The 23,859-nt window shown below is 69.4% G+C and carries 23 protein-coding genes and 1 pseudogene; 10 read left to right on the top strand and 14 right to left on the bottom strand.

Going from position 1 to position 23,859, the window contains the following annotated elements:
- Positions 1-41 precede the first annotated feature (41 nt).
- From ACO07H_RS13295 to groL, 6 genes are all read left to right on the top strand, one after another.
- Entirely contained in the window at positions 42-494 is a 453-nt protein-coding gene (locus ACO07H_RS13295) for an Hsp20/alpha crystallin family protein (RefSeq protein ID WP_422014857.1), read from the top strand.
- A gap of 23 nt (positions 495-517) precedes the next feature.
- Entirely contained in the window at positions 518-919 is a 402-nt protein-coding gene (locus tag ACO07H_RS13290; protein WP_422014855.1) for an Hsp20/alpha crystallin family protein, read from the top strand.
- Between the two features lie 16 nt (positions 920-935).
- Positions 936-1,472, top strand: coding sequence for an Hsp20/alpha crystallin family protein (locus tag ACO07H_RS13285; protein WP_422014853.1), 537 nt, complete (start codon positions 936-938; stop codon positions 1,470-1,472).
- A 198-nt stretch (positions 1,473-1,670) separates the two neighbouring features.
- Complete coding sequence (locus ACO07H_RS13280) at positions 1,671-2,306, top strand: diguanylate cyclase (protein WP_422014851.1); 636 nt, start codon at positions 1,671-1,673, stop codon at positions 2,304-2,306.
- Positions 2,307-2,454: 148 nt separating this feature from the next.
- Positions 2,455-2,775 (top strand): co-chaperone GroES, encoded by a 321-nt coding sequence (locus tag ACO07H_RS13275; protein ID WP_422014849.1) that lies wholly within the window; start codon positions 2,455-2,457, stop codon positions 2,773-2,775.
- 48 nt (positions 2,776-2,823) lie between these two features.
- On the top strand, positions 2,824-4,440 hold the full coding sequence (gene groL / locus ACO07H_RS13270; protein WP_422014847.1) for a chaperonin GroEL: 1,617 nt from the start codon (positions 2,824-2,826) through the stop codon (positions 4,438-4,440).
- Positions 4,441-4,832: 392 nt separating this feature from the next.
- On the opposite strand, the gene ACO07H_RS13265 is transcribed toward groL, so the two are convergent.
- On the bottom strand, positions 4,833-5,240 hold the full coding sequence (locus ACO07H_RS13265; protein WP_422014845.1) for a response regulator: 408 nt from the start codon (positions 5,238-5,240) through the stop codon (positions 4,833-4,835).
- A 237-nt stretch (positions 5,241-5,477) separates the two neighbouring features.
- On the opposite strand from ACO07H_RS13265, the gene xth reads away from it, so the two are divergent.
- On the top strand, positions 5,478-6,248 hold the full coding sequence (gene xth / locus ACO07H_RS13260) for an exodeoxyribonuclease III (protein ID WP_422014843.1): 771 nt from the start codon (positions 5,478-5,480) through the stop codon (positions 6,246-6,248).
- Here the strand turns inward: xth and ACO07H_RS13255 are convergent.
- From ACO07H_RS13255 to ACO07H_RS13240, 4 genes and pseudogenes are all read right to left on the bottom strand, one after another.
- Positions 6,245-7,939, bottom strand: coding sequence for a T6SS phospholipase effector Tle1-like catalytic domain-containing protein (locus tag ACO07H_RS13255; RefSeq protein WP_422014841.1), 1,695 nt, complete (start codon positions 7,937-7,939; stop codon positions 6,245-6,247). The two genes, xth and ACO07H_RS13255, sit on opposite strands and share 4 nt — an antisense overlap.
- A 113-nt stretch (positions 7,940-8,052) precedes the next feature.
- Positions 8,053-10,551, bottom strand: coding sequence for a DNA ligase D (ligD, locus tag ACO07H_RS13250; protein ID WP_422014839.1), 2,499 nt, complete (start codon positions 10,549-10,551; stop codon positions 8,053-8,055).
- Positions 10,552-10,742: 191 nt separating this feature from the next.
- Positions 10,743-11,195 (bottom strand): annotated as a pseudogene (locus ACO07H_RS13245) (DNA polymerase ligase N-terminal domain-containing protein); the annotation flags it as partial.
- 9 nt (positions 11,196-11,204) lie between these two features.
- Positions 11,205-12,152 (bottom strand): Ku protein, encoded by a 948-nt coding sequence (locus tag ACO07H_RS13240; RefSeq protein ID WP_422014837.1) that lies wholly within the window; start codon positions 12,150-12,152, stop codon positions 11,205-11,207.
- 139 nt (positions 12,153-12,291) lie between these two features.
- Here ACO07H_RS13240 and ACO07H_RS13235 point away from each other — a divergent pair, with 139 nt between their 5' ends.
- The gene (locus ACO07H_RS13235) at positions 12,292-13,368 is read left to right on the top strand and encodes a DNA topoisomerase IB (protein ID WP_422014835.1); all 1,077 of its coding nucleotides are present in this window, start codon (positions 12,292-12,294) and stop codon (positions 13,366-13,368) included.
- Here ACO07H_RS13235 and ACO07H_RS13230 read toward each other — a convergent pair.
- The 3 genes from ACO07H_RS13230 to ACO07H_RS13220 all read right to left on the bottom strand — a co-directional run bounded on the left by ACO07H_RS13230 (position 13,365) and on the right by ACO07H_RS13220 (position 15,533).
- Positions 13,365-14,012: a CatA-like O-acetyltransferase gene (locus ACO07H_RS13230; protein ID WP_422014833.1), complete on the bottom strand. Its 648-nt coding sequence runs from the start codon at positions 14,010-14,012 to the stop codon at positions 13,365-13,367. The genes ACO07H_RS13235 and ACO07H_RS13230 overlap by 4 nt on opposite strands.
- Positions 14,013-14,259: 247 nt before the next feature.
- Positions 14,260-14,511, bottom strand: a complete 252-nt coding sequence (locus ACO07H_RS13225; RefSeq protein ID WP_422014831.1) for a hypothetical protein — start codon at positions 14,509-14,511, stop codon at positions 14,260-14,262.
- A gap of 293 nt (positions 14,512-14,804) precedes the next feature.
- Positions 14,805-15,533 carry a helix-turn-helix transcriptional regulator gene (locus ACO07H_RS13220; RefSeq protein WP_422014829.1) on the bottom strand — a complete coding sequence of 243 codons (729 nt, stop codon included), beginning with the start codon at positions 15,531-15,533 and terminating at the stop codon, positions 14,805-14,807.
- Between the two features lie 86 nt (positions 15,534-15,619).
- Here ACO07H_RS13220 and ACO07H_RS13215 point away from each other — a divergent pair, with 86 nt between their 5' ends.
- Positions 15,620-16,039, top strand: coding sequence for a hypothetical protein (locus ACO07H_RS13215; RefSeq protein ID WP_422014827.1), 420 nt, complete (start codon positions 15,620-15,622; stop codon positions 16,037-16,039).
- Positions 16,040-16,045: 6 nt separating this feature from the next.
- Here the strand turns inward: ACO07H_RS13215 and eda are convergent, their stop codons facing one another.
- Both eda and edd read right to left on the bottom strand, forming a co-directional pair.
- On the bottom strand, positions 16,046-16,669 hold the full coding sequence (gene eda, locus ACO07H_RS13210) for a bifunctional 4-hydroxy-2-oxoglutarate aldolase/2-dehydro-3-deoxy-phosphogluconate aldolase (RefSeq protein ID WP_422014825.1): 624 nt from the start codon (positions 16,667-16,669) through the stop codon (positions 16,046-16,048).
- 165 nt (positions 16,670-16,834) lie between these two features.
- Entirely contained in the window at positions 16,835-18,664 is a 1,830-nt protein-coding gene (edd, locus tag ACO07H_RS13205) for a phosphogluconate dehydratase (protein WP_422014823.1), read from the bottom strand.
- Positions 18,665-18,800: 136 nt separating this feature from the next.
- Here edd and ACO07H_RS13200 point away from each other — a divergent pair, with 136 nt between their 5' ends.
- Positions 18,801-19,424 carry a gamma-glutamylcyclotransferase gene (locus ACO07H_RS13200; protein WP_422014821.1) on the top strand — a complete coding sequence of 208 codons (624 nt, stop codon included), beginning with the start codon at positions 18,801-18,803 and terminating at the stop codon, positions 19,422-19,424.
- Positions 19,425-19,485: 61 nt separating this feature from the next.
- Here ACO07H_RS13200 and ACO07H_RS13195 read toward each other — a convergent pair whose 3' ends face one another.
- The 4 genes from ACO07H_RS13195 to ACO07H_RS13180 form a co-directional block, all read right to left on the bottom strand.
- Complete coding sequence (locus ACO07H_RS13195; RefSeq protein WP_422014819.1) at positions 19,486-20,079, bottom strand: hypothetical protein; 594 nt, start codon at positions 20,077-20,079, stop codon at positions 19,486-19,488.
- 7 nt (positions 20,080-20,086) lie between these two features.
- Positions 20,087-22,102 (bottom strand): alkaline phosphatase family protein, encoded by a 2,016-nt coding sequence (locus ACO07H_RS13190; RefSeq protein WP_422014817.1) that lies wholly within the window; start codon positions 22,100-22,102, stop codon positions 20,087-20,089.
- A 157-nt stretch (positions 22,103-22,259) separates the two neighbouring features.
- On the bottom strand, positions 22,260-22,916 hold the full coding sequence (locus tag ACO07H_RS13185; RefSeq protein ID WP_422014815.1) for a PEP-CTERM sorting domain-containing protein: 657 nt from the start codon (positions 22,914-22,916) through the stop codon (positions 22,260-22,262).
- A 246-nt stretch (positions 22,917-23,162) separates the two neighbouring features.
- The gene (locus ACO07H_RS13180) at positions 23,163-23,786 is read right to left on the bottom strand and encodes a nucleotidyltransferase family protein (protein ID WP_422014813.1); all 624 of its coding nucleotides are present in this window, start codon (positions 23,784-23,786) and stop codon (positions 23,163-23,165) included.
- Positions 23,787-23,859 lie beyond the last annotated feature (73 nt).

The following is a 23,859-nucleotide window of genomic DNA, read 5'->3' as shown; positions in this document are numbered from 1 at the left end:
GATGCCCCGGCCAGTGGACACCACTGAACGGAGACCAAGCCATGTTCAATTCATTGCTGAACCATCCGAACAGCCTGTTCGGACAATTCGACCGCCTCCAGCGCGAACTCGACGACGTGTTCTTCGGCCTGTCGTCGCTGCCCAGCAGCATCCGATCGGTTGCGACGGGCACGCTGCCGCAGATCAACGTGGGTCGCACACCCCGCAGCGTCGAGGTGTACGCGTTTGCACCCGGCCTTGATGCCAGCAAGATCGAGGTGACGCTCGACCGGGGCGTGCTGCGCCTGGCCGGCGAGCGCTTGCCGTCGAACCCGGGCAACGAGCGCCAGCGCGTTTACGCGCGGGAGCGTGCCACGGGTCGGTTCGACCGATCCGTTTCGCTGCCCGACGACATCGATCCCGAACAGGTCACGGCGACCTATCGCGACGGCGTGCTGCAGGTGAGCATCGCTCGCCGCGAAACGCCGCAACCCAAGCGCATCAGCATCCAGTAAGAGCCGCGAAAGGAGTCGACATCATGAGCAAGGAGATCACACCCAGCGACAAGCAAGCGACGGCTGTGGACGCCGGCAACGACCGTGCCAACGAACGCGCCGCCACGCCCGCCGTCGACGTGCTGGAAGACGAGACCGGCATCACGCTGCTCGCCGACATGCCTGGCGTGTCGCGGGATCACCTGGACCTGCAGGTCGAAGGCGACTCGCTCCACATCGAGGGGCGTGTCCAGCCGCAAACGCCGGCTGGCCTGGAGGCGATCTACGCGGAGCTTCGCGTGCCGCGCTACCGGCGCAGCTTCACGCTCAGCCGCGAGCTGGACACCGCCAAGATCGATGCGAACTTGAAGGACGGCGTGCTGACCCTGCGCATTCCGAAGCAGGTGCACGCACAACCCAGGCGCATCACCGTGAACGCCGGATGAACGGGGGGCCGAAACCATGGCGAATCTTGCTGAGCAGTTGAAGCATGGCGCCGGCCAAGCCTGGGAGTCGCTGGCAGAAGGCTGGCGCGAGTTGGGGGCCCGCGCGAGCGGCGCCCTGACTCGCTTCTGGCCTGGCGGCGATGACGCGTCATCGGCGCAGGCCAGCGTGGACAAGCCGGCGGGCGAAGCGCGTGAAGACCGCTGGCTGCCTCCAGCGCGCTGGGCTTTCATGGCGGTGGACGTGTATGCCTCGAACGACAAGATCCTGGTGCGCATCGAAGCCCCTGGCATGGCACGGGAGGACTTCCAGATCGAGATGGGGTCGCCGGAGTCGCTGAGCGTGCTGGGGCGCAAGCGTCACGACAAGGCGCATGCCAGCAGCCTCTATGCGCTCGTGCAATGCGCCTACGGCACGTTCCGGCGCGACATCCAGTTGCCCGTGCCGGTTGACGTGGAGCGTGCAAAGGCCAGCTATGACGCAGGCGTGCTGCGCATCGAGTTGCCACGCCGCGAGTTGCAGGCCCATCGGCGCATCGAGGTGCGTGCTGCCTGACGTGACGCCAGTTGGCCCGCTGCGTTCGCTCTGAGGGCCGGCCCCGGTTCGCGCGGGGCCGGCTTTCTGCGCTGCCTGGCCGTCGCGTGGCCTGACCGCGGCCTCGTCGCGGTGCCTGCGGTCGACGGCGCCTGACCGCTTGAAATCAGGCGCGGTCTTCGCAAAAATTTGGCCGTTCGCCATCGCACCTTGCCCGCCATGATCTTGGACATCATTCGAGAGCAGGTTGAGACCTTGCGCAGGCCGCTGGCGGCCGTGTCCCTGGCAACGCTTCCGCGCAAGTCGTCGCCTCTCCTGCTGCTGCTGCATTGGCACGGCTTCCTGCCCCAGCCACCCGCGCGAGACCCGTCGGGGCCTCCTGTCCATCGGCGCGCTGCGCTGCCGAGTTCCGCCCTGCAGTTGACCCAGCTCTGGGACGGCATCGGTCAGTTGGACGCCCAGATGCTGGAGGCCGCCTGGCAACTGGGTGCCTGGGACATGACACGGGAGCACCGGCGTGGCTGCAACACGGTCGGAGCCCCGATGCGCGAAGCGGTGGAGTGCCGGCAGGCGTTCGGCGACAACCCACTCGCGCCCGACGATGAAACCCACCTCGTCGCAGAAGCGCCAGACCGCATCGAGATGCGCGACCTCGCGGCGAGACTGGGATACATCCGCTGGCTCTTCCGCCCGGTGGCCGAAGGGTTGTGGCGCAGCGCAGGTGAAGACGACAGTCTCTTGCCGGATGGGAGCCGCGAGCTGCCTTGTCCGATCGAGCCCCACCCGCGCAGCATCGGCTCGGACTCGCGCCACCGGTACCAGCTCGGTCGCGTTGACCGCATCCTGCTGCTGTAGCGGCCCGGAATGAGATGGGATCACGGGCCTCTTGAAAGCGCGGCGCTTGCTCCTATTTCGCTGTCGGCCAGGACGGTGCCCGTCTTCATGGGGCACCTGGGACTGGCCATCTTTTGTCAATCTTTCAGTCATCACTAGGAGACCCACGATGCAAATCCGTCCCCTGTACGACCGGATCATTGCCAAGCGGATCGATCCGCTGCGCCAAACGGCATCCGGCATCGTCATTCCCGACACCGCCGCAGAGAAGCCTGAGCAGGGCGAGGTGCTGGCGGTCGGCAACGGCCGCCTGCTTCAGGACGGCTCGGTGCGGCCGCTGCAACTGCAGCCCGGCCAACGCGTGCTGTTCGGCAAGTACGCCGGGCAGACCGTGAAGCTCGACGGGCAGGAACTGCTCGTGCTTCGCGAAGAGGACGTGCTGGGCGTCATCGAAGAGACCGCCACCGCCGCGACCCTCAAGGTTGCCTGACGGCATTCATCCCCACATCCACAAGGAGCAATGAGAAGGAGTTCAGCCATGGCTGCGAAAGAAGTTCATTTCCGTGACGAAGCCCGTGCCCGTATCGTCAAGGGCGTCAACATCCTGGCCGAGGCCGTCAAGGTCACCCTCGGCCCGAAAGGCCGCAACGTGGTGCTGGAGCGCAGCTTCGGTGCGCCCGTGATCACCAAGGACGGCGTCTCCGTCGCCAAGGAGATCGAGCTGCGCGACAAGCTCGAGAACATGGGCGCGCAGATGATCAAGCAGGTTGCCGCCAAGACCGGTGACGTGGCCGGCGACGGCACCACCACGGCCACCGTGCTCGCACAGGCCATCGTCCAGGACGGCATGAAGCTGGTGGCTGCCGGCTTGAATCCGATGGACCTCAAGCGCGGCATCGACAAGGCCTGCGAAGCCGTCGTCGCCGAGCTGAAGACGCTGTCCAGGCCTTGCGCCACCAGCAAGGAGATCGCGCAGGTGGGCGCGCTGTCGGCCAACGCCGATCAGGCGGTCGGGGATCTCATCGCCGAGGCCATGGCCAAGGTCGGCGAGCACGGCGTCATCACGGTCGAGGACGGCAAGTCGCTGGACAGCGAGCTGGACGTGGTCGAGGGCATGCAGTTCGACCGCGGCTACCTGTCGCCCTACTTCATCAACAACCCCGAGAAGCAGACCGCGGTGCTGGAGGACCCGGCCATCCTGCTGTGCGACAAGAAGATCTCCAACATCCGCGAGCTGCTGCCGGTGCTGGAGGACGTCGCCAAGGCGGGCCGGCCGCTGCTGATCATCGCGGAGGACGTCGAGGGCGAGGCGCTGGCCACGCTGGTCGTCAACAGCATGCGCGGCGTGCTCAAGGTGGCCGCGGTCAAGGCGCCGGGCTTCGGTGACCGCCGCAAGGCCATGCTGCAGGACATCGCCGTGCTGACCGGTGGCACCGTGATCGCGGAAGAGACCGGCAAGCAGTTGGAGAAGGCCACCCTGGCGGACCTGGGCCGCGCCCGCCGTGTCGACATCCACAAGGACGTCACCACCCTCATCGATGGCGCAGGGCAGGCCGACGTCATCGAAGCGCGCCGCAAGACCATCAGCGCCGAAATCGACAACGCCACGTCGGACTACGACCGCGAGAAGCTCCAGGAGCGCCTGGCCAAGCTGTCCGGCGGCGTGGCCGTGATCCGCGTCGGCGCGGCGACCGAGGTCGAGATGAAGGAGAAGAAGGACCGCGTGGACGATGCCCTGCACGCAACGCGTGCCGCTGTGGAGGAAGGCGTCGTGCCAGGCGGCGGCGTCGCGCTGCTGCGCGCCCGCCGTGCGCTGGACGGTCTGAGTGGCGCCAACACGGACCAGGACGCGGGCATCGGCATCGTGCGCCGCGCGCTGGAGGCGCCGCTGCGCGCGATCAGCAGCAATGCTGGCGACGAACCTTCGGTCGTCATCGACAAGGTGGCGCAGGGCCAGGGCAGCTATGGCTACAACGCCGCGACCGGCGAGTACGGCGATCTGCTGGCCATGGGTGTGATCGACCCCACCAAGGTCACGCGAACCGCGCTGCAGAACGCCGTGTCCGTCGCAGGCCTGATCCTGACCACCGACGCCACCGTCGCTGAGCTGCCCAAGGAGACGCGGGAGCCCAGCGCAGCCGCCGCGGAGTTCTGACATGGGCACCCCCTCTCATGCGCGGGCAGCCAGCCCGCATCTGCAGAGGGGCCGCTGGAGCCCGTCCCGCCCTGAGCCCCACCGGGCTGCTGCGGGGCGGGCTCCGGCCCACGGGCTTGGCGGCCCTTTGGACGAACGGGAACTGCAGGCGCTGCGACGCTGGCTTCATGGCAGAGCCACGCTGCGTCCGCAGGCAGCCAGGCACCTGCTGGAACGCGTGGTGCGACATCGACAGTGGGTGCACCAGCCCGCTTTGCATTGGCGGGCCGTGAAGACCGCGCTGGCCGGGGAAGCCAACTGGGTGGAGATGGGCTTGCGGCTGACCCTCGACCCGGCAGCCTCGGGTGCCTCTGCTGCGGCACCCGCTGCCCGGCGCCACGCAGCGCAAGCCGTCAGTTCTGCAGCGGCGGAACGTCCGCGCTGACGCGCCGCGGGTTGATGGGGGGCAGCACCTTGTGCAGCGCCTTGGTGTCGACGGGCTTGCTCAGGTAGTAGTCGAACAGCGAGAAGGCCTCGCTGACGCGGTCGTTGGGCGTGCCCTCCCCCGTCATCGCGATCAGCACGACTTCGTCGCCGTACTTGGCACGCAGCCGGCGCGACAGCTCATGCCCGTCCAGGTGCGGCATGCGGATGTCCACCAGCGCGCAGATGGGCTCGAATTCCTCGGCCAGCCGCAGCGCCTCGTTGCCGTCGAGGGCGACCTTGACCTGGTAGCCGTCCATCTCCAGCGTCTCGGCCAGCACCTCCGCGAAGTCGCGCGCGTCGTCCACCACGATGACGCGCACCTCGTCCATTCCCATAGCCACTCCTGTTCCAGCGCCTCCGGTTCCATCCGGTTGCCAGCACACCCTTGCGCTCGCGCAGACGCGATGATGCACCCCCAGGGGGCACCATGGCTCGCCGGGTCGGCTCTGTTTTTGAACCCGGCGCTGAATCCACTGGCAATCGCCGTGCCCGGCAGCAGGGCAAGCAGGGTGCCTGCCGCGCCCGGGGCGGCGGTCACAATGCAGCGAACGCTGCCCTACCGAGACACCCCCATGAAGAAGTTCGCCACCTGGAACGTCAATTCGCTGGCCGTGCGGCTGCCGCAGGTGCTGGCCTGGCTGGCCGAGCACCCGGTGGACGCGCTGGTGCTGCAGGAAACCAAGCTGACCGATGACAAGTTCCCCACCGCCGACCTGGGCGCCGCCGGCTGGCAGGTGCAGTGGTTCGGCCAGAAGACCTACAACGGCGTGGCCCTCATCAGCCGCACGCCGGCCACCGACGTGGTCAAGAACATCACCGGCTTTGCCGACGAGCAGGCGCGCGTCATCGCCGGCACCGTGGACGGCGTGCGCGTCATCGGCGGCTACTTTCCCAACGGCCAGGCACCGGACAGCGACAAGTTCACCTACAAGATGAGCTGGCTGACCGGCTTGCGCAACTGGCTCGCGGAAGAGATGAAGCAGCATCCGCAACTGGTGCTGATGGGCGACTTCAACATCGCCCCCGAGGACCGCGACGTGTACGACCCCGTCGCCTGGGCCGGCCAGATCCACTGCACGCCCGAGGAGCGCGAGCACTTCCGGCAGCTCCTGCAACTGGGCCTGACCGACGCCTTCCGCCTCTTCGAGCAGCCGGCCAAGAGCTGGAGCTGGTGGGACTACCGCAACCTCGCGTTCCGCAAGAACCAGGGCCTGCGCATCGACCACATCCTCGTCAGCGAGGCGCTGAAGGGCCGCGTGACGGCCTGCGAGATCGACAAGCTGCCGCGCAAGAACGAGCGCCCCAGCGACCACGCGCCGGTGATCGTGACCATCGACGGCTAACGCCGGCCGCGGCGCAGGAACGACGTCGCGATCAGCACCACCACGCCGGCGAGCGCGGCCCACTTGACGGCGCTGGCGGCGAGCAGCACCCCACGCGCCGGCCAGGCCCACCAGTCGATGGCGACCCCGTCCACGGCGGTCAGCGACAGCCACGAGGCCGCGTTCTCGACCAGGTCGGCCCCCACCGCCACCGGCAGCACCCAGCCCGCGCGGTTCAGCCAGCGCGACGGCGTCGTGCCGACGCGGATCAGCCGGGCATGCCGGGCGAACGCGCGGCAGACCCAGAAAGACAGCACCCAGGCGTAGGCCGCGATCAGCGCGGTGTCCAGCAGCAGCGCGTGGCCCGGGCGGGCGAAGCCGCCGGCCTGCGCCGCCCAGTCGCCCATGGACGCCAGGCTCAACTGCCAGCGTTGGAAGGCCAGGTCGGCAGCGAGAATCTCGCGCGTGCGCTCCAGCGACGGCACCAGTCCCTGGTGCACCAGCAGCGCCCATCCCGCCAACAACGCCAGCGCCGCCATCAGCAGCAGCGCCAGCAGCAGCTTGGCCCAGGCGCCCGAGCCGCGACGCTCGGACCAGGCCGTCGCCGCGGGGAAGGCGTGCGTCCACAGCGCCACCGTCGGATGCGCGTGCATCGTCACGGGCACAGGCGGCTCGCCGTCGATCAGCGCATGCGCCGTGTCACGCACCTTCAGCCCCGTCAGCGCCCACAGCGGCGTGACATGGGTTTCGCTGTTGATGCGCGCCGCCATGCGTTGCAGCGTCGGCGGATCGAGCTGCGGCATGACGTGGAACACGTCCGCCTCGTTGACGAGCGGCGCCTGCCCCGCGGGCGCGGGCAGCCGCAAGCCGCACTGGATGGCCTCGGACACCAGCCAGGCGAACGGCGCACGCGACAACTCGCTGTACGGGTAGACGTTGCCGCCGCCCACGTCGCAGTGCGACCCGCGGAACCAGCACTGCCGGATGTCGCCAACGCGCTCATTGGCCATGGGGAAGGCGCCGTCGTCCTGCGCATAGGCGCGCGGCAGGAACTGGGCGCGCTGCTCGTCCAGGGCCAGGGCTTGCCGCACATGCCTGAAGTGCTTGCCGGCCAGCGTCGGCCTGGCGGTGATCTTCAGGCCGAACGGCGGCAGGCCCACGCTGGCCACCGTGTCCCAGACACCGACGAAATGCACCTGCGGCCAGTCCGCGGGCGTGCCACCCTGGCCGAAGAGGCGTGAGGCCTGCGCGGTGATGTCGTCACGCTCGGCGGAGGCCTTGGAGAAGTAGGTCGACACCAGGCTGGAGACCAGCGTTTCCTGGTGGCCGTCGATGATGCCGAAGGCATTGACCAGGCCGCCGATGGAGCGTGCCGTGAACGCGCCGCGCGAGAAGCCGAACAGGAAGATCTGGTCGCCCGGCCGCCAGTTCGCCATCAGGAAGCGATAGCCCTCGGCAACGTTGTCGTACAGGCCGCGGCCGAAGGCCAGGCCATCGATGCGGTCCATCGCCCGGCGGACCTTGTCGACGATCGTCGTCCCTGGCAGCTGGCCCGGATTGCCCACGCCCGGGTCGTAGTAGATGAGCCGGTCCGGGTCGGGGAAGAGCCGCATCAGCTCGGCCAGCAGCACCACATGGGTGTCGGAATGGCGCCCGCTCAGGTTGTTGTTGGTGCCATCGCACAGGAGCACCAGTTGACGCGGTGTGGACATGCCGTGAGCCTCGTGACAAGAGGCGGCAGTCTTGCACCAAGCCTGCACCCCGGCCATCCGTAGAACGAGGGACAACGGCCGTCACCTGACCGGCCCGATCCGCCCGCTCAGCGTCAGGCGTGCGCGGGCGGTGGCCAGTGTCTGATCGTCTGGCGCGATGTCCAGTAGCCGGCCCACGGGTCGTCGGACTGGAACGACAGGGCTTCCCGCGCCGTCCGCACCGTCCACTGCGCGCCGCTCTTCAGCTCGCTCAGCTGATCCCACGACACCGGCATCGACACGCCCAGACCGGGCCGCGCACGGGCCGAGAACGCCGCCACCGTGGTCTGGCCGTGGCCGTTGCGCAGGTAGTCGATGAAGATCCTGCCGACGCGGTTGGCCGGGCCGCTCTTGGCCACGAACAACTGCGGCAGCACGCGGGCCATGTGCGCGCTGACCGCATGCGCGAAGTCTTTCACGTCGGCATCGTCGCGTCGCGCGGCCAGCGGCACGACGACGTGCAGCCCCTTGCCGCCGCTGGTCTTGAGCCAGCTGCGCAGGCCCAGTTCTTCCAGCGCCGTGCGCACCAGCAGCGCAGCCTGCTGCATGTCGCGCCAGCCGACGCCCTCGCCCGGGTCCAGGTCGAAAATGACGCGGTCGGGCTTGCCGATGTGCCTGGCGGTGGCGTTCCAGGTGTGGAACTCGACGACGTTCATCTGCGCGGCGGCCAGCAGGGCCTCCGCACTGTCGACGACCAGCAGCGCCGCGTGGCCGGGCGACAACGCCGGGTCCAGTTCCTTCACACCGCGGATGGCGGTCTCGGCATGGCGCTGGAAGAACAGTGGCCCCTCGACACCCTGCGGCGCGCGCACCAGCGACACGGGCCGTTGGCGCAGGTGCGGCAGCATCCACTCGGCCACGCTCTCGTAGTAGCGCACCAGCTCGATCTTCTTCACGCCGCTGGCGGCGTCGATGACGCGGTCCGGGTTGGAGATCGGCATGTCGGGCGCGGCTTTGGTCCTCGTTGCCTTCTTCGCCGCAGGCGCGGGAGCCCGGACCTTCTCGCGGCCGATGGACCTGGCGGCCTTGTCGGTGCGCACGCCCTGGAAGCTCGCGTGCCGCACACGCCCGTCCGGCGTCCATTCGGCGAACGCGACCTCGACGACGAGTTGCGGCTTCACCCAGCGCTCGCGGCCGCGCGAGCGGATGGCGCTGCGGCCCGAGGTGGCAGCGATGGGGTCGACAGCTGGCTTCTTCGTCTGCAGCGCCACCAGCCTTGCATGCAGCTCGCGGCCCTGGCGCCTGGACCAGCCGGTGCCGACCGAGCCGGCATGCCGCAGCTTGCCGTCGTCGCCGTGGTAGCCCAGCAGCAGCGCGCCGACCTCGTCGTCCGCGTTCGCTCGGTCCGTGAAGCCGACGACGACGAACTCCTGGCGGCGCTGGCACTTGAGCTTCAGCCAGGTGTCGCTGCGACGGCTGACGTAGGGCGCGTCGGCGCGCTTGAGGATGACGCCCTCCAGGCCGATGCGGCAGGCGGCCTCCAGCACCTCGGATGGCGGCGCGGGCAGCGCCTCGCTGAAGCGCACATGCGGCTGCGCGTGGCCCGCCAGCAGCGTCTGCAGCACCGCGCGGCGGCTGCGCAGCGGCACGGCGCGCAGGTCGCGGTCGCCCAGGAACGGCAGGTCGAACAGGTAGAGCACGATGTCGGGGTTGCGCGCGCCGTCGATGGCGTCCTGCAGCCGGCTGAAGTCCGGCACGCCGCGCTCGTTCATGACGACGATCTCGCCGTCCAGCCAGGCGCGGGCGATGCCCAGTTGCGCGAGCTCGTCGGCCAGCGGCTGCAGCCTGGCGGTCCAGTCATGGCCGTTGCGCGTGAACAGCTGCGCCTTGCCGCGGGCCAGGCGCACCAGCAGGCGGTAGCCGTCGAACTTGGTCTCCACGACCCAGTCGCCATCGGCTGGCGGCTCGGCGGCCAGCGTGGCGAGCTGCGGTGCCAGCGTCTTGGGCAGCGCGGCCCGCACAGCCTTCGACAGATCCGGGCCGGTCGTCGCGGCCTGCGGTTCGCGGTCCTCGGCCAGCCCCAGTGGCTGGTCGACGGCGCTGTCGGGCAGCGCGGTCAGCACGTCGTAGTCGCGGCTGGACCGCGCCCAGGCGTCACCGCGCTTCTTCAGCAACAGCCAGTGCGCCTTGGCCTCGCCGGGCTTGGCGATGCACACCAGTTCCCACAGGCCGGCCAGCTTCTCGCCGTGCAGCTGGAAGATGAGCTTGCCCTGGGCCAGACCGTCGCGCGGGTCGCCCACGGGCGTCCAGCTGCCGCGGTCCCAGACGATGACCTGGCCGGCGCCGTAGTGGCCCTTGGGGATGTCACCCTCGAACCGGTTGTAGCTGACCGGGTGGTCTTCCACGCGCACGGCCATGCGCTTGACGGCCGGGTCCAGGCTGGGCCCCTTGGGCACGGCCCAGCTCAGCATGACGCCGTCCAGTTCCAGACGGAAGTCGTAGTGCAGCCGCGAGGCCCAGTGCTTCTGGATGACGAAGGCCAGCGCCTTGCCCCGGCCGCGGACCACTTCGCCCGCGGGCTCGGTGGTGGCGCTGAAGTCGCGCTTGGCGTTGTAGCGCGCCAGCGGCGCCACGACAGATCCGGGCCGGTCGTCGCGGCCTGCGGTTCGCGGTCCTCGGCCAGCCCCAGTGGCTGGTCGACGGCGCTGTCGGGCAGCGCGGTCAGCACGTCGTAGTCGCGGCTGGACCGCGCCCAGGCGTCACCGCGCTTCTTCAGCAACAGCCAGTGCGCCTTGGCCTCGCCGGGCTTGGCGATGCACACCAGTTCCCACAGGCCGGCCAGCTTCTCGCCGTGCAGCTGGAAGATGAGCTTGCCCTGGGCCAGACCGTCGCGCGGGTCGCCCACGGGCGTCCAGCTGCCGCGGTCCCAGACGATGACCTGGCCGGCGCCGTAGTGGCCCTTGGGGATGTCACCCTCGAACCGGTTGTAGCTGACCGGGTGGTCTTCCACGCGCACGGCCATGCGCTTGACGGCCGGGTCCAGGCTGGGCCCCTTGGGCACGGCCCAGCTCAGCATGACGCCGTCCAGTTCCAGACGGAAGTCGTAGTGCAGCCGCGAGGCCCAGTGCTTCTGGATGACGAAGGCCAGCGCCTTGCCCCGGCCGCGGACCACTTCGCCCGCGGGCTCGGTGGTGGCGCTGAAGTCGCGCTTGGCGTTGTAGCGCGCCAGCGGCGCCTCGCGCGTCGCGGCCGGCTTCGTCTTGGCGGACTTGCCCATGCCTTGCGTTCAGCGCTGTGCCCGCGCGCGCGGCTTGGGCGTGGCCGCCTGCGCGGCGCTGGCGCGCTTGGCAGCTGGCTTGCGCGACGATGCTGGACCCGGGCGGATGGGCGTCACCTTCGCCGAGGTGGCCTTGGAGGCCGCCCTGGACGACGGCTTGGCCGGCTGCTTGTTCCCCAGGCTCGCCTTCAGCGCGTCCATCAGGTCGATGACCTGTCCACCGCCCACAGGGCCTGGCTCGTCGCCGCGCGAGGACGCGACGACCTTCTTGCCCTTGACCTTCTGCTCGATGGCTGCGAGCACGCGTGCCTTCTCCTCGTCGTGGAACTGGTCGGGCTCGAAGCTGTCGGCCGCGATCTGGTCCACCAGTTGCAGCGCAAGCTGCAGCTCCGGCTTGGACACCGGGGCCTTGGGGATGCCCAGCTCCGACAGCGAGCGCACCTCCGCCGCGTAGCGCAGCTGCTGCAGCACCAGGCCGTCGTCGTTGGCGCGGATCTGCACCACGTACTGCTTGGCCTTCCACGCCCACTTGGCCAGCGCGCAGCGGCCGGACTTGCGCAGCGCCTCGGCCAGCAGCGCGTACGGCTTCTCGCCGCGCTTGTCGGGCGCCAGCAGGTAGCTCTTGTCGTAGTACAGCGGGTCGATGGACGCCAGCGGCACGAAGCTAACGATCTCTATCGTGTGGCTGCTGCCCTCCTCCAGCGCCTTCAGTTCCTCGGCGCCGAACAGCACGAAGTGGTTGTCCTCCACCTCGAAGCCCTTGACCATGTCTTTGCGCTCGACGACCTTCCTGGTCCTCTCGCTGACGTACTGCTGCTTCAGGCGCGAACCGTCCTTGGCCAGCAGGTTGAAGTGGATGTCGGCGCCCGGTTCGGTAGCCGAATACAGGCGCACGGGCACGTTGACGAGGCCGAAGCTCAGGGTCAGCGATGCGATGGAACGGGCGGAAGCGGCCATGGGAACTCCTGGTGTGTGGCAAAGCTACGCCAGTGCTCTGGTCGGGTCGCGGAAGGACGCCGCATCGGCCTGTAGGACGCGGCCACAAGCGCGCGTTCAGGCCTGCCGCGGGCCTTCGCCCTGTCGTTCAATTCACCCCATGGGCAAGGAACGCATCGAACAAAACGACGCCGCCGCGCAGGCGGCGGATGCCGGGCTGCGCTGGGTGAACGACAGCGCGCCGGGCTGGCATTACACCGCCGGGCGCGCCGTGCAGGATGCTGCGGGCAAGCGCGTGCGCGATGCCGGCCAGCTGCAGCGCGTGAGCGCACTGGCCATCCCGCCGGCCTGGACCGACGTGTGGATCTGCCCCGATGCGCACGGCCACATCCAGGCAACCGGCCGCGATGCACGCGGCCGCAAGCAGTACCGCTACCACGCGCAGTGGCAGGCTCATCGTGGCAGCGTCAAGTTCGACCAGTTGCTGGCCTTCGCACAGGCGCTGCCGCGGCTGCGCCGTCGCGTGCAGCGCGTGCTGGACGACGCCGCGCGGGCGCGCACGCCGCCGGGGCGCGATGCGGTCATCGCCACGCTGGTGCGGCTGCTGGACGCCACGCAACTGCGCATCGGCAACGACACCTACGCGCGCAGCAACCGCAGCTACGGACTGAGCACGTTGCGCAACCGGCATGCACGGCTGCAGGGCGGCAAGCTGGTGCTGAGCTTCATCGGCAAGGGCGGCATCCCGCAGCAGGGCACGCTGTCGGACCGCCGTGTCGCGCGCATCGTGCGGCGCTGCATGGACCTACCCGGCCAGGAGCTGTTCCAGTACGTCGGCGAGGACGGCCAGCCCCACGCCATCACGTCCACCGACGTGAACGCCTGGCTGGCCGAGGCAACCGGCCCGGGCATCACGGCCAAGGTGTTCCGCACCTGGCATGGCAGCGTCTGCGCGCTGGAGCGGCTGCTGCAGGCCTGCCGTGCCGGCGCCGAGCGCTGCGGCGTGCAGGACGTGCTGAAGGCCACCGCCCGGCGCCTGGGCAACACACCGGCGGTTTGCCGCAAGTCTTACATCCATCCGGACGTGCTGGCGCTGGTAGGCCGGCTGGGCGACGAGGCGGGCCGCACGCAGTTGGCGGCGGAGCGCTGGGCCAGTTCGCCTGCCCGGCGCGCCGGGCTGTCGGCGGCCGAGCAACGGCTGCAAGCGCTGCTGCGCCGTGCAGGCCGCCCGCGCTAGATCTGGTCCAGGTGGCTCTGCAGCCGCTCGAAGAAGCGACCCACGTGCACGCCGTCACACAGCGCGTGGTGCACGTCCACCGCCACCGGCATCAGCAGCCGGCCGTGTTCTTCCTTGAAGCGGCCGAACGCGACCTTGGGCCGGTCGTCGCCCGCGCTGCGCGCATGCGTGAAGGCCGTGAACGCGAACCAGGGCAGCGCGGTCATGTGCACCAGCGTTTCCTCGCGCACGTCGCCCGGGTCGTCGCCCGAGAACAGCGCGCCGGTAGAGCAGCGCACCTGGGCCAGGTGGGCCTTGCCGCGCTCGGCGAAACGCTGCAGCGACGCATCGCGCGGCAGCGTCAGGAAGCCGAAGCTGCCGTCCTCGCGCGGCACCGTGGTGCTGGCGTGGATGACGGCGAACTCGTGCACGCCACGGCCGCCGTCGACCATGGTCTGGCGCATCGCATCGACGTCGTTGGCCGCCTCCAGCGCGGCGTGGTGGTAGGCCAGCCAGGGCGTGGCGCCGTGCCGGGCGGCGCGCTCGCGCAGGCCGGTCACGTCCACCGGCGCGGTGACGCTGAAGGCCGGCTGCGCCATGGTCCGGAAATGCACCAGCGCCGCGCGGCGTGGCCAGGATTCAAGGGGGATGTCGCGGTCGGGCATGGCGGGCTGGGCGCGGCGTCGGCACGCTCGCGGCAGGTCGAGGAATGAGAGGTTGCGGCCCGCATGCTCTCACGCATGCGCCGCAACCCATCAGTCGCTCGGGCGCCCCATGGGCTCACCGGCAACATCGTCCATCAGGGCGACACACCATCTTGACCGTTGCCAGGGGGCACATGCGTTGATGCGCGGCCTGGCCAAGGTCATGGTGCGATCTGCCAGCAATGTGGCATTACGCCGCCCAAACGAGTCAGTCATTCACCTCGGCGGCGCCGGGCTGGCGCATGCCGAAGTCATAGAGCGCCCGCTTGAATTCTTCGGTACGGTCCGCGCCGAGGTCGGCCAGCAGGCGGCCGGCGGGCGCGCTGCGGATCTGGCCGATCTGGTTGTAGCCCAGTGTCTTGGCCTGGGCCAACGTGCGCGACGTCAGCGGCAGACAGTCGATGGGCGCCTGATCGGCGAGGCTGAGCAACCGGCTGTAGGTTTCGGCGGAGATGGACACGGGGGTTCCGCGATGAGGTGTGGGCTGCAAAGGGGGTGGCTTTCAAAGCCCGTGGTGCGCAGCGAGTCGCTCTTGTCGGCGGCTGCGTGCAGCGTCATCCCTGTGTGGGTGCCCGCCGTGGCAGGTCAGCCGCCCAGCTTGGGCAGCGCAAGCAGTTCGCAGATGAGGTCGATGAGGCTGAAGTTCATGGGGGCTCCTGGGAAAAGTTGGCGGGAATCCGTTGAACCGAACTTTGTCGGTTTTTGCCCCCCTAGGAACCTAGCAAGTCTTCCAGGTTGCAGGGGACTTCCCTGTCAGAGGATGCCCGCAGCGACGCACTTGAGGACGGCCTGGTGCTTGGACGTCACCTCCAGTTTGCGCATCGCGTTGCCCAGATGAAAGTTCACCGTCTTCTCGCTCATGCCGAGGATGACGCTGACCTCCCAGGCCGTCTTGCCCTGTGAGGTCCAGCTCAGCACGTCGAGTTCGCGCCGGGTCAGCTTGGGCAGGCTGCCCTGCGTGATCTTCGCGCTCAGCAGCCGGTCGGCGGCCGTGATCGCATGCGCGGCCAGCAACTGCAGCCCCGCGACCATCTGCATCAGCTGCGCACTCGACCCGGGCAGCGGCTCGTCGCGATCAACGCCGAGCAGGAAATGCTTGTCGCCCGGCAGGTGCAGCTTCACCGCGATGCCGGTCTTGTAGCCGTACGGCGCCTGGGCCTCCCACACCTCGCCGGCGTTGGCCGCGACGTAGGTGCTCTGGTCGTAGACGACCGGCACGGACTGCTCCATCAGCCTGGCCATCACCGGGTCGCGGCGCGCCTCGCCCAGGTCCTTGGCCACCTCCAGATAACCCTCGGGGGTGTTGCCCAGCGACGTGATCTGGACATCCGCGTCGTTCAGGCGGCCACGCATCAGCACGCCGGAAATGATCGGGAAGCCGAGCGCCTGCGCAGTGGACACGAGGCGGCGCTCGAAGCCGGCGAAGTCGTCGCTCAGGCCGACATCGATCAGTTGTTGATAGTTGATTTCGGGCGCACCCATACCTGTCAAGTCTGCCAGCTTGTTCGGCATCCGTCGTGACCGGAGACTGCGATCCCGTCCAAATCACACGACCTCAAAGGTGCTTCATGTCGACCCTGATCCGACTGCCGCAAGGCAGCGTCTGCTGGCCCGCCGCCGCGCTGTCGAGCGCTGCTCAGGATGTGATGCATGCCCAGACCCGCGTGCATCGCGTGCGTCACGACGGGCACCCGGTCGGCGGCTCGACGCGCTGGGAGCGCTGCTATGCCGATGTCTGCGCCTGGATCGAGTGGGACTGGGTCGAGATGGCCGAAGGCACGGTGGTGCAGGCCGATCCGCTCAACGTGCGCTCCAACGTGCTGCTGCTGGATGAGCGGGACAGGCCGCTGCTGTCGTCGCGCCGGCGCACGACGCTGGCCACGCTCGTCTACCTGCTGCCCTGGCAGGGGCCGGTGCTCGACACGCTGCGCGGTGTGGGCCAGTCGCTGCGCCGCGCCGCCCACCCGGTGCAGCGCCTGGCTGCCTGACGAGGCTTACGCGCGCAGCGCTGCGGCCTCACGTGCCAGACGGGTGATGCGCGCCCAGTCCCTGGCGTCCACGGCGTCCTGAGGCGTCAGCCATGAACCGCCGCAGACCTTGACGTTGGGCAGCTTCAGGAACTGCGGCGCAGTCTCCAGCGAGATGCCGCCGGTGGGACAGAACGCCACGTCCGGGAACGGCCCCGACAGCGCCTTCAGCAGCGTCACGCCACCCACCGCGACGGCCGGGAACAGCTTCAGGAAACCGTAGCCAGCCGCGTTGGCACGCATGACTTCCGAGGCCGTGGACACGCCGGGCAGCAGCGGCAGGCCATGGGCCTGGCAAGCCTCGGCGATGGCCTCGGTGAAGCCGGGGCTGACGCCGAACTGGCAGCCGGCATTCTTCGCGTTGGCCACATCCTGCGGGCTGCGCAGCGTGCCGGCGCCGACGATGGCGCCGGGCACCTGGGCCATGGCTTCCATCGCCCGCAACGCGACCGGTGTGCGCAGCGTCACTTCGAGCACCTTGACGCCGCCGGCGACCAGCGCCTCGGCCAGCGGCACGGCGTCTTCCAGGCGCTGGATGACGATGACGGGAATGACGGGGCCGTGGCTGGCCAGGCTGAGGGTGTCGATCATTTCGTTCTCCATGAAACCGAGGTGTTCGGGCCCGGCGCCGGGCAGCGCCCGGGCCGGGCTGCCTGGCGACGCCGGGGGCTCGATGCCGCAGGCGGCCGCGTCCCCTCGGGGGACCGACCAGGTTGGCGCGCGTCCAGCGCTGCCAGGCTGGGCGAGGGGCTCATGTCACAACCAGGTGATGGCGCCTTCTTCGGCGCTCAAGACGTTGCGGCGCAGGCCGGCGAACAGGTCTCGGCCCAGGCCGTGGGCGTTGACGTCGGCCTCGGCGGGGTCGAGCGTGGCCGGATCGCGGGCAGCCCAGTCAGCCTCGTCGACCAGGGCCTGCAGCGTGCCGTGCTGCGCGCAGACGCGGACGATGTCGCCGTCGCGCAGCCGCGCCAGCGGGCCGCCGGCGAGCGCCTCGGGGCTGACGTGGATGGCGGCCGGCACCTTGCCGGACGCGCCGCTCATGCGCCCATCGGTGACGAGCGCCACCTTGAAGCCCTTGCCCTGCAGCACGGCCAGCGGCGGCGTCAGCTTGTGCAGCTCGGGCATGCCGTTGGCGTGCGGGCCCTGGAAGCGCACGACGACGATGACATCGCGCTCCAGCTCGCCGTTCTTGAACGCGTCGAGCATGGCCTCCTGCGTCGTGAAGATGCGGCACGGCGCCTGCACGGTGTGGCGGTCCTGCGGCACGGCCGAGACCTTGATGACGGCGCGGCCCAGGTTGCCGGTCAGCAGCTTCAGGCCGCCGGTGGCGCTGAAGGGAGCGGCGGCCGTGCGCACGACGCCGTCGTCGCGGCTGCCTTCTGGCAGCGGCTCGCGCAGCACCTGGCCGCCCTGCCCCACCGCCTGCGGCGTGAAGGTGTAGGGGCGCAGGCTGCCGCCGGCGACGCTCAGCACGTCTTCATGCATCAGGCCGGCGTCCAGCAGCTCGCGGATGACGAAGCCCGGTCCGCCTGCGGCCTGGAACTGGTTCACGTCGGCGCTGCCGTTGGGGTAGACGCGGGCCAGCAGCGGCACGATGGCCGAGAGCGCGGCGAAGTCGCTCCAGTCGATCAGGATGCCGGCCGAGCGCGCGACGGCGACCCAGTGGATCAGGTGGTTGGTGGAGCCGCCGGTGGCCAGCAGCGCCACCATCGCGTTGACGATGCAGCGCTCGTCCACGAGCTGGCCGATGGGCTTGGCGGGCCGGCCCTGCACGCGGCCGCTGATGTCCAGTGCCGTGCCGACGGCCTCGCGGGTCAGGGCGGTGCGCAGGTCGTCATGCGGATGCACGAAGGCGCTGCCGGGCACGTGCAGGCCCATGGCCTCCAGCAGCATCTGGTTGCTGTTGGCGGTGCCGTAGAAGGTGCAGGTGCCGGCGCCGTGGTAGGCGGCCTGCTCGCTTTTCAGCAGTTCGTCGCGGCCGACCTTGCCCTGCGCATACAGCTCGCGCACCTTGGCCTTGTCGCTGTTGGAAATGCCCGAGCTCATCGGCCCTGCCGGCACGAACACGCAGGGCAGATGGCCGAAGTGCAGCGCGCCGATCAGCAGGCCCGGCACGATCTTGTCGCAGATGCCCAGCAGCAGCGCGGCGTCGAACACGTCATGCGTCAGCGCGATGGCGGTGGCCATCGCGATGGTGTCGCGCGAGAACAAGCTCAGCTCCATGCCCGGCAGGCCCTGCGTCACGCCGTCGCACATGGCCGGCACGCCGCCGGCCACCTGCACCGTGGCGCCCAGGCGGTGCGCTTCGGCGCGGATCTGGTCGGGGTAGGTTTCGTAGGGCTGGTGGGCCGACAGCATGTCGTTGTAGGCCGTGACCACACCCAGGTGCGGTGCGCGCTCGGCCACGATGCGCAGCTTGTCGTTGGACGGCAGCGCGGCCACCGCATGGGCCACGTTGGCGCAGCCCATGCGCTCGAAACCACGCTGGCGGCCGCCCAGCTTGGCCAGGCGGGCCAGGTAGTCGCCGCGCAGCTTGGCGCTGCGTTCGCGGATGCGCTCGGTGACGTCGATCAGTTGGGAATTCATTCGGTTTCTCCTGCAGTCGATCCTGGCGCGGTGGGCCGCGTTCGTAACCAACTTTTAGAAATTTAGGTAACCATATTACTTCGGCATGCGGCCGGCGGGTTACGGGCCGGGTACCGACATGCCAAGATGCCAAGCCATGTCTTCACACGGATCGAACATTCCCCATGGCCCGGCGCGCAGCGCCCACCTGCTGCAGCGAACGCTGGGCGAATGGCGTGCCAGCGAGGACGACCTGCTGCTGTTCGCCTACGGATCGCTGATCTGGCGGCCCGAGTTCGCGTATGTCGAGGCGCTGCCCGCCAAGGTGCTGGGCTTTCACCGCGTGCTGCGCATGCGCTCCCGCGTGAACCGCGGCTCGGCGCAGCAGCCGGGCCTGGTGCTGGCGCTGATCTCGGGTGGCAGTTGCCGCGGCCTGGTCTACCGCATCCCGCGCGCCCTCGGGGAAGACGTGCTGCCGGTGCTGTGGGCCCGCGAGATGCCCAACGGCGTCTACGAGCCGCGCTGGCTGAACTGCGACACCGCCAGCGGGCGGCTGCGCGCATTGGCGTTCACGCTGTCGCGCCAGAGCCCCAACTGGACCGGGCCGCTGCACGAGCCGGAGCTGGTGCACATCTTTCGCCATGCCAGCGGCCGCTACGGCACGACGCTGGACTACCTGCTGCGCACGGTGCAGGGGCTGCGCGAGCACGGCATCCGCGACGCGGAACTGGAGCGTCAGGTGCACCTCGCGGCCCATCACGGCCTTTGCGCGCCACTCTAGCCACCCCGCCCGCGCAGATTCGGGGCGCTTGCCCTGTCCGCAGGCGGCCCGGACGACCCGGTCAGCCAGTGCCGTTCGCGGCGTCGGTGCGTTCACGATGCAAGGCCGGCTCGACGGCGCCAGCCATCGCGGCCCTGTCGAGGCCGCCGCCGAGAAAGCCATCCAGCGCCTGCGCAGCGACGCCCGGCTCACGCAGCACCTGGTGATAGGGCATGCGCAGCACGGTCAGCAGCGGTTGCGTCGCCATCCACGCCTGGAGCTGCGACAGCTGGGTCTCAAACGCCTTGCGCACCAGCGCTTCGTCGGCGGGCTTCGCACCGCCTCGCAACAGCATGGACCGCTGACTCGCCAGCACTTCATCGAGCGGTCGCTCCATGAAGACGATGCGGTAGTGCAGCGAGCCGTCAAGCAGCAGTTCGCGCAGCAGCAGGTGGATGATCTTGACAGCCCGCCCGCGCGCCTGCGGCAGCCACGAGCGGTCGCTGCGCAGGCGCTTGACGCGCTCGTCCTCGAAATAGCCGCGCGGGTTGCTGTCGTCAGGCCGGCGGATGCCATCGCTGACGGTGGGCAGACCGCCGGCATGCAGCATCTGCATCATCAGCGATGTGCCCGAACGGGGCAGGCCGCTGACGACGGTGACGAAGTCGCGTTCCATGACGGGCTCAATCGAGGGTGGGTTGCGGCAGGCCTTCGGCCAGCACGCGCCGGGCGATCTCGCGATGCCGCAGCGACCGGTCGTACTGTTTCAGCCGAAGGCAGATCTGCGAGACGTAGCGATGCGCGATCGCGAAATTCGGCAGGATGGTCAGGCTGATGTCGAAGGCCTGCAGCGCGCGTTCGTACCAGCCCAGCCGCGACATCACGGCGCCCAGCTGGAAATGCGCGAGCGGGTCGTCATGCTGGATCGCGATGGCGCGCAGGCCGCTCTGGACGCCCTCTTCCACCTGGCCTTGGCGCGGCAGCGCGACGCTCAGTCCGTAGTGCGCCTCGGCGTTGTTGGCGTCCAGTTCGAGAGCCCTCCTGAAGGCCTGCTCGGCCTGCGCCCACTGTCGCAGCCGCAGGCAGGCACGACCGATGCGGCATTGCAGCCATGCGTTGTCATGCCCGTCCCGCGCGGCCTGCTCGAAGTGGCGCAAGGCGGTGGCGGCGTCGCCTGCGATCCAGTGCTGGAAGGCGCGGAACATCGGCAGTTGCGGGTGGCCGGGCTGCAAGCGCTCCAGATCGTCCGCGATGCCCAGCAAGGCGGCACCGTCACCGGCGGCGATGGCCGCCTGGCCCGCGAAGACACGGTAGGCCGGCTCCTGCGGGAACTGCGCCGCGAGCTCCAGCGCGAGCGCCAGCGCACGGCCCGCATGCCGGCCATCGAGGCAGGTGCAGGCGAGATTGAACTTCTGCGCGGCGCGGGCGCGCACGATGTCGCGTTCGACGTCCTCGCCCGGCGCCTCGATGTAGCCCAGCTCCACCATCTGCCGCATCGAGGCCGCGGCAGCGGCCGGGTCTTCGGCGGCGGCCTCGCGGACGCGTGCGTCGTACACCGGGTCCGGCACGGCCTCCCAGGAATCGATGCGTTCGATGGCTGGCGGCTTCTCGAAGGCGTTGACCAGCACGCGGCCTTCCATGTCGCGCCCGACCGGCAGCCCGAACAGCGTCAACACGGTCGGCGCAATGTCCAGCAAGGTGGCGCCCGGCAGCGTCGCGTCCTTGCGGATGCCGGGGCCAGCCAGCAGCAAGGTGCCGAACGGGCGATGCCATTGCTCGGGGCTGATCGTTTGGGTCGGACGGGAGGCCCCATTGAGGAAGCCGTGATCGGAGACGATCATCACGTGCGCGTCCGGCCCGGCGAGCTCCACCAAGCGGCCCAGCATCTGGTCGTGGAACTCGTAGACCGCGTTCATGACGCCGCAGAGCGGCTCGTAGAGATCGGGGCGCACATTCGCCATGCGCGGGGGGTGGAAGGCCATGAAGTCATGGCCCACACGGTCGATCATGTCGTAGTAGGCCGTGCAGAACTCCCAGGGCTGCTCTTCCATCAGCGCGGTGGTCAGCGAGTGCAGCGAGATGCACTCCGCCAGACGGCGGGCCAGCGTGGAGAGCAGCCGCTGGACCTCCGGGTCGCGTTGGTCGAGCTGCGCAGCCTTGGGAATGAACTGCAGCAGCATCGACGCCGTGACCTCGGCGGGATGCAGGCGCAGCTCCGCGAGATCGTCGGCGAGCGACGCCGGGAATACCGCGTTGGGCTGCGGCGGCCAGTCATCCGGCGTGGCCGACGCGGGTGCGACATGGAACAGCTCGGAAACGCAGGCGCCGTTGATGTTCTCGGCCGGGTGGCTGGCGAACCAGCCGAGCGCCTGGCAGCGCTTGCCCGATTGCGCCAGGATGTTCCACAGCGCCTTGCACTGGCGTGTCGTGCTCGCCGTGGGGCGCAGCGCAGTGCCGTCGGGCGTCGGCTCGACGAAGCCGTGCACGCCGTGGAGGTAGGCACGCTTGCCCGTCGCGATGGACGTCCACAGCAGCGGCGACAGCATGGGCTGCAGCGTGGCGAGGTTGCCGATGGTGCCGTGCTCGACGAGGCGCTTCAGGTGCGGCATGCGGCCCGCGTCGATGAGCGGATGCATCATCTGCCAGTCGGCCGCATCCCACCCCACGAGCAGGAGTTTTCGGGCGAGCGGTTCGGTCATGGCGGCGTCGGGCGAGAAAAGGGAGCCTTGGCTGCAAAGCGGCCAAGGCGTCAATCATGAGGGGGAGGACTGCGCCCTGCCGGCGGCGCGGCCGGCAGCAGGACGCAAAAAGGGGCCGTCCCAGGCCCCCGGATCAAGGCGCGATGAGCGCCCGCGATCAGCTCAGCTGCTGCTTGCGCTCGCGGCGCAGGCGGCGCATGTGGGCGGCGCCCAGCGCCAGCGCGCCCAGCGAGAACATCAGGGCAGTCTCGGGTTCCGGCACGGCAGACACGGTGATCGCGCCGCCGGAGTTTTCGTACGACCAGCCATTGATGACGGCCGGGAAGCCGGTGGTGCCGGTCGTCGTGATCGACAGGTAACCGTAGTTGATCGTCGAAGTCGCCTCGTTCAAGAACTTGAAGCCCAGGATGTGGGTCCCGGAACTCAAGAAGGCTGCCGTCTCATTGTTGGCACCGTTCGCCGACAGGCTGAAGATTGAAGCGCTGGAGATCACCGAACCGGCGCCCAGATCGATGTAAGGGCCGGTGGTGGTGCTGGCAACGCCGCCGCTCGACGAGCCGGTGCCGCCCCAGTAGAACAGCAGGCTGCCGCCAGCGTAGGGATTGAAGTCCCAGCCGCTGAACGAGCTGGTACCGGTCCCCCCGGTCAGGAAGTTGATGTAGACGCCATCCACCGTGTTCGGGATGCTGATCGGCGTGGTCGATGTGATGACCGTGGCGTTCGCGTTGGTGGCCGTGGCGGCCGTCCCAGCGAGCGCTGCGGCGCACAGGCCGAGGCGAGCGGCGATCGAGGAGGGCTCGAGGGTCTTGGGCATGGAGTGGGTCATGGGTGTTTGAAGGTGAGGGTTGCGACACTTTCAGACCGCTCCAGCAAAGCCGTTCCGAGCGTCAAAGGCAGCCGCCGCGGAACTGTGTTCGCAGCCTTCACCCTCACCCGATGCCGCTTCGCCGCTTGGAAAAGCGGTTAGCCGGAACATAAGGGAAAAGTTTCGTAGGACACCTCGCTCTCCCCCGCGTTTGAGGGGGAGGGGTTTCTTGTCCCTGGAGGGGACACGGTCGCGTCAGACGGCGCGGGGTCGCTCGCGCAGCCGCGCGAGGTCCTCCACGGTGTCGACGTCCACATGGATGCCCGGGTCGTCGACCGCGATGGGCTGGGCCGCGTAGCGCGCAACGATGCGGCGCGCGCCCTCGTCGCCCTGCAACGCCATCAACTCCGAGTACAACTCGGTGCCGAAGCCGACCGGGTGGCCTTGCATGCCGCGGTATTGGGCGTAGCAGACGGGAAACCGCTCCAGCCCTTCGGCGACGGCCAGGATGGTCGCGGGCTGCACCAGCGGCATGTCGGCGGGCAGGATGAGCCAGCCGTCCGCATCGCCCGTGGCGCTGACGCCGGCCACGATGGAGTGCCCCATGCCGATGGGCTGCGGCCGGCCCTGGGCGTCGTGATCCGTCAGCGTGACGACGTCCCGGGCGGCGATGAGCCGGTGCGCGGCAGCCGCCAGCGCTGGCGTGGTGACGACGACGACGGGCAACTGCGTCGCCAGCGCGTGGCGCAGGCTGCTGGCCAGCAAGGTGTCGGCGCCAGCGGGGCCGCCCAGGTGCTGCTCCAGCTTGTGGCCCGGGCCGCGAAAGCGCGAGCCGCGGCCGGCGGCCAGCACGACGACGGCGGGGCGTCGTTTCGTCATCTGTTCTTCGTCCTTGTCCAAACCCTTGCGCGCAACGGCGGGCACCGTTTGCTGCGGTGCCACAAGCATGCCC

The sequence above is a fragment of the Roseateles sp. genome, assembly GCF_965229315.1.
Taxonomy (GTDB): domain Bacteria; phylum Pseudomonadota; class Gammaproteobacteria; order Burkholderiales; family Burkholderiaceae_C; genus Pelomonas.
Note: the sequence above shows the minus strand (reverse complement) of the source record. Positions and strands in the feature narration are given on the sequence as shown.

Excerpts from the sequence above, each read along its gene's own strand:
- ACO07H_RS13295 (WP_422014857.1), top strand. The coding sequence starts at position 42 with ATGTTCAATTCATTGCTGAACCATCCGAACAGCCTGTTCGGACAATTC.
- ACO07H_RS13290 (WP_422014855.1), top strand. The coding sequence starts at position 518 with ATGAGCAAGGAGATCACACCCAGCGACAAGCAAGCGACGGCTGTGGAC.
- ACO07H_RS13285 (WP_422014853.1), top strand. The coding sequence starts at position 936 with ATGGCGAATCTTGCTGAGCAGTTGAAGCATGGCGCCGGCCAAGCCTGG.
- ACO07H_RS13280 (WP_422014851.1), top strand. The coding sequence starts at position 1,671 with ATGATCTTGGACATCATTCGAGAGCAGGTTGAGACCTTGCGCAGGCCG.
- ACO07H_RS13275 (WP_422014849.1), top strand. The coding sequence starts at position 2,455 with ATGCAAATCCGTCCCCTGTACGACCGGATCATTGCCAAGCGGATCGAT.
- groL (WP_422014847.1), top strand. The coding sequence starts at position 2,824 with ATGGCTGCGAAAGAAGTTCATTTCCGTGACGAAGCCCGTGCCCGTATC.
- ACO07H_RS13265 (WP_422014845.1), bottom strand. The coding sequence starts at position 5,240 with ATGGGAATGGACGAGGTGCGCGTCATCGTGGTGGACGACGCGCGCGAC.
- xth (WP_422014843.1), top strand. The coding sequence starts at position 5,478 with ATGAAGAAGTTCGCCACCTGGAACGTCAATTCGCTGGCCGTGCGGCTG.
- ACO07H_RS13255 (WP_422014841.1), bottom strand. The coding sequence starts at position 7,939 with ATGTCCACACCGCGTCAACTGGTGCTCCTGTGCGATGGCACCAACAAC.
- ACO07H_RS13240 (WP_422014837.1), bottom strand. The coding sequence starts at position 12,152 with ATGGCCGCTTCCGCCCGTTCCATCGCATCGCTGACCCTGAGCTTCGGC.
- ACO07H_RS13235 (WP_422014835.1), top strand. The coding sequence starts at position 12,292 with ATGGGCAAGGAACGCATCGAACAAAACGACGCCGCCGCGCAGGCGGCG.
- ACO07H_RS13230 (WP_422014833.1), bottom strand. The coding sequence starts at position 14,012 with ATGCCCGACCGCGACATCCCCCTTGAATCCTGGCCACGCCGCGCGGCG.
- ACO07H_RS13220 (WP_422014829.1), bottom strand. The coding sequence starts at position 15,533 with ATGGGTGCGCCCGAAATCAACTATCAACAACTGATCGATGTCGGCCTG.
- ACO07H_RS13215 (WP_422014827.1), top strand. The coding sequence starts at position 15,620 with ATGTCGACCCTGATCCGACTGCCGCAAGGCAGCGTCTGCTGGCCCGCC.
- eda (WP_422014825.1), bottom strand. The coding sequence starts at position 16,669 with ATGATCGACACCCTCAGCCTGGCCAGCCACGGCCCCGTCATTCCCGTC.
- edd (WP_422014823.1), bottom strand. The coding sequence starts at position 18,664 with ATGAATTCCCAACTGATCGACGTCACCGAGCGCATCCGCGAACGCAGC.
- ACO07H_RS13200 (WP_422014821.1), top strand. The coding sequence starts at position 18,801 with ATGTCTTCACACGGATCGAACATTCCCCATGGCCCGGCGCGCAGCGCC.
- ACO07H_RS13195 (WP_422014819.1), bottom strand. The coding sequence starts at position 20,079 with ATGGAACGCGACTTCGTCACCGTCGTCAGCGGCCTGCCCCGTTCGGGC.
- ACO07H_RS13190 (WP_422014817.1), bottom strand. The coding sequence starts at position 22,102 with ATGACCGAACCGCTCGCCCGAAAACTCCTGCTCGTGGGGTGGGATGCG.
- ACO07H_RS13185 (WP_422014815.1), bottom strand. The coding sequence starts at position 22,916 with ATGCCCAAGACCCTCGAGCCCTCCTCGATCGCCGCTCGCCTCGGCCTG.
- ACO07H_RS13180 (WP_422014813.1), bottom strand. The coding sequence starts at position 23,786 with ATGACGAAACGACGCCCCGCCGTCGTCGTGCTGGCCGCCGGCCGCGGC.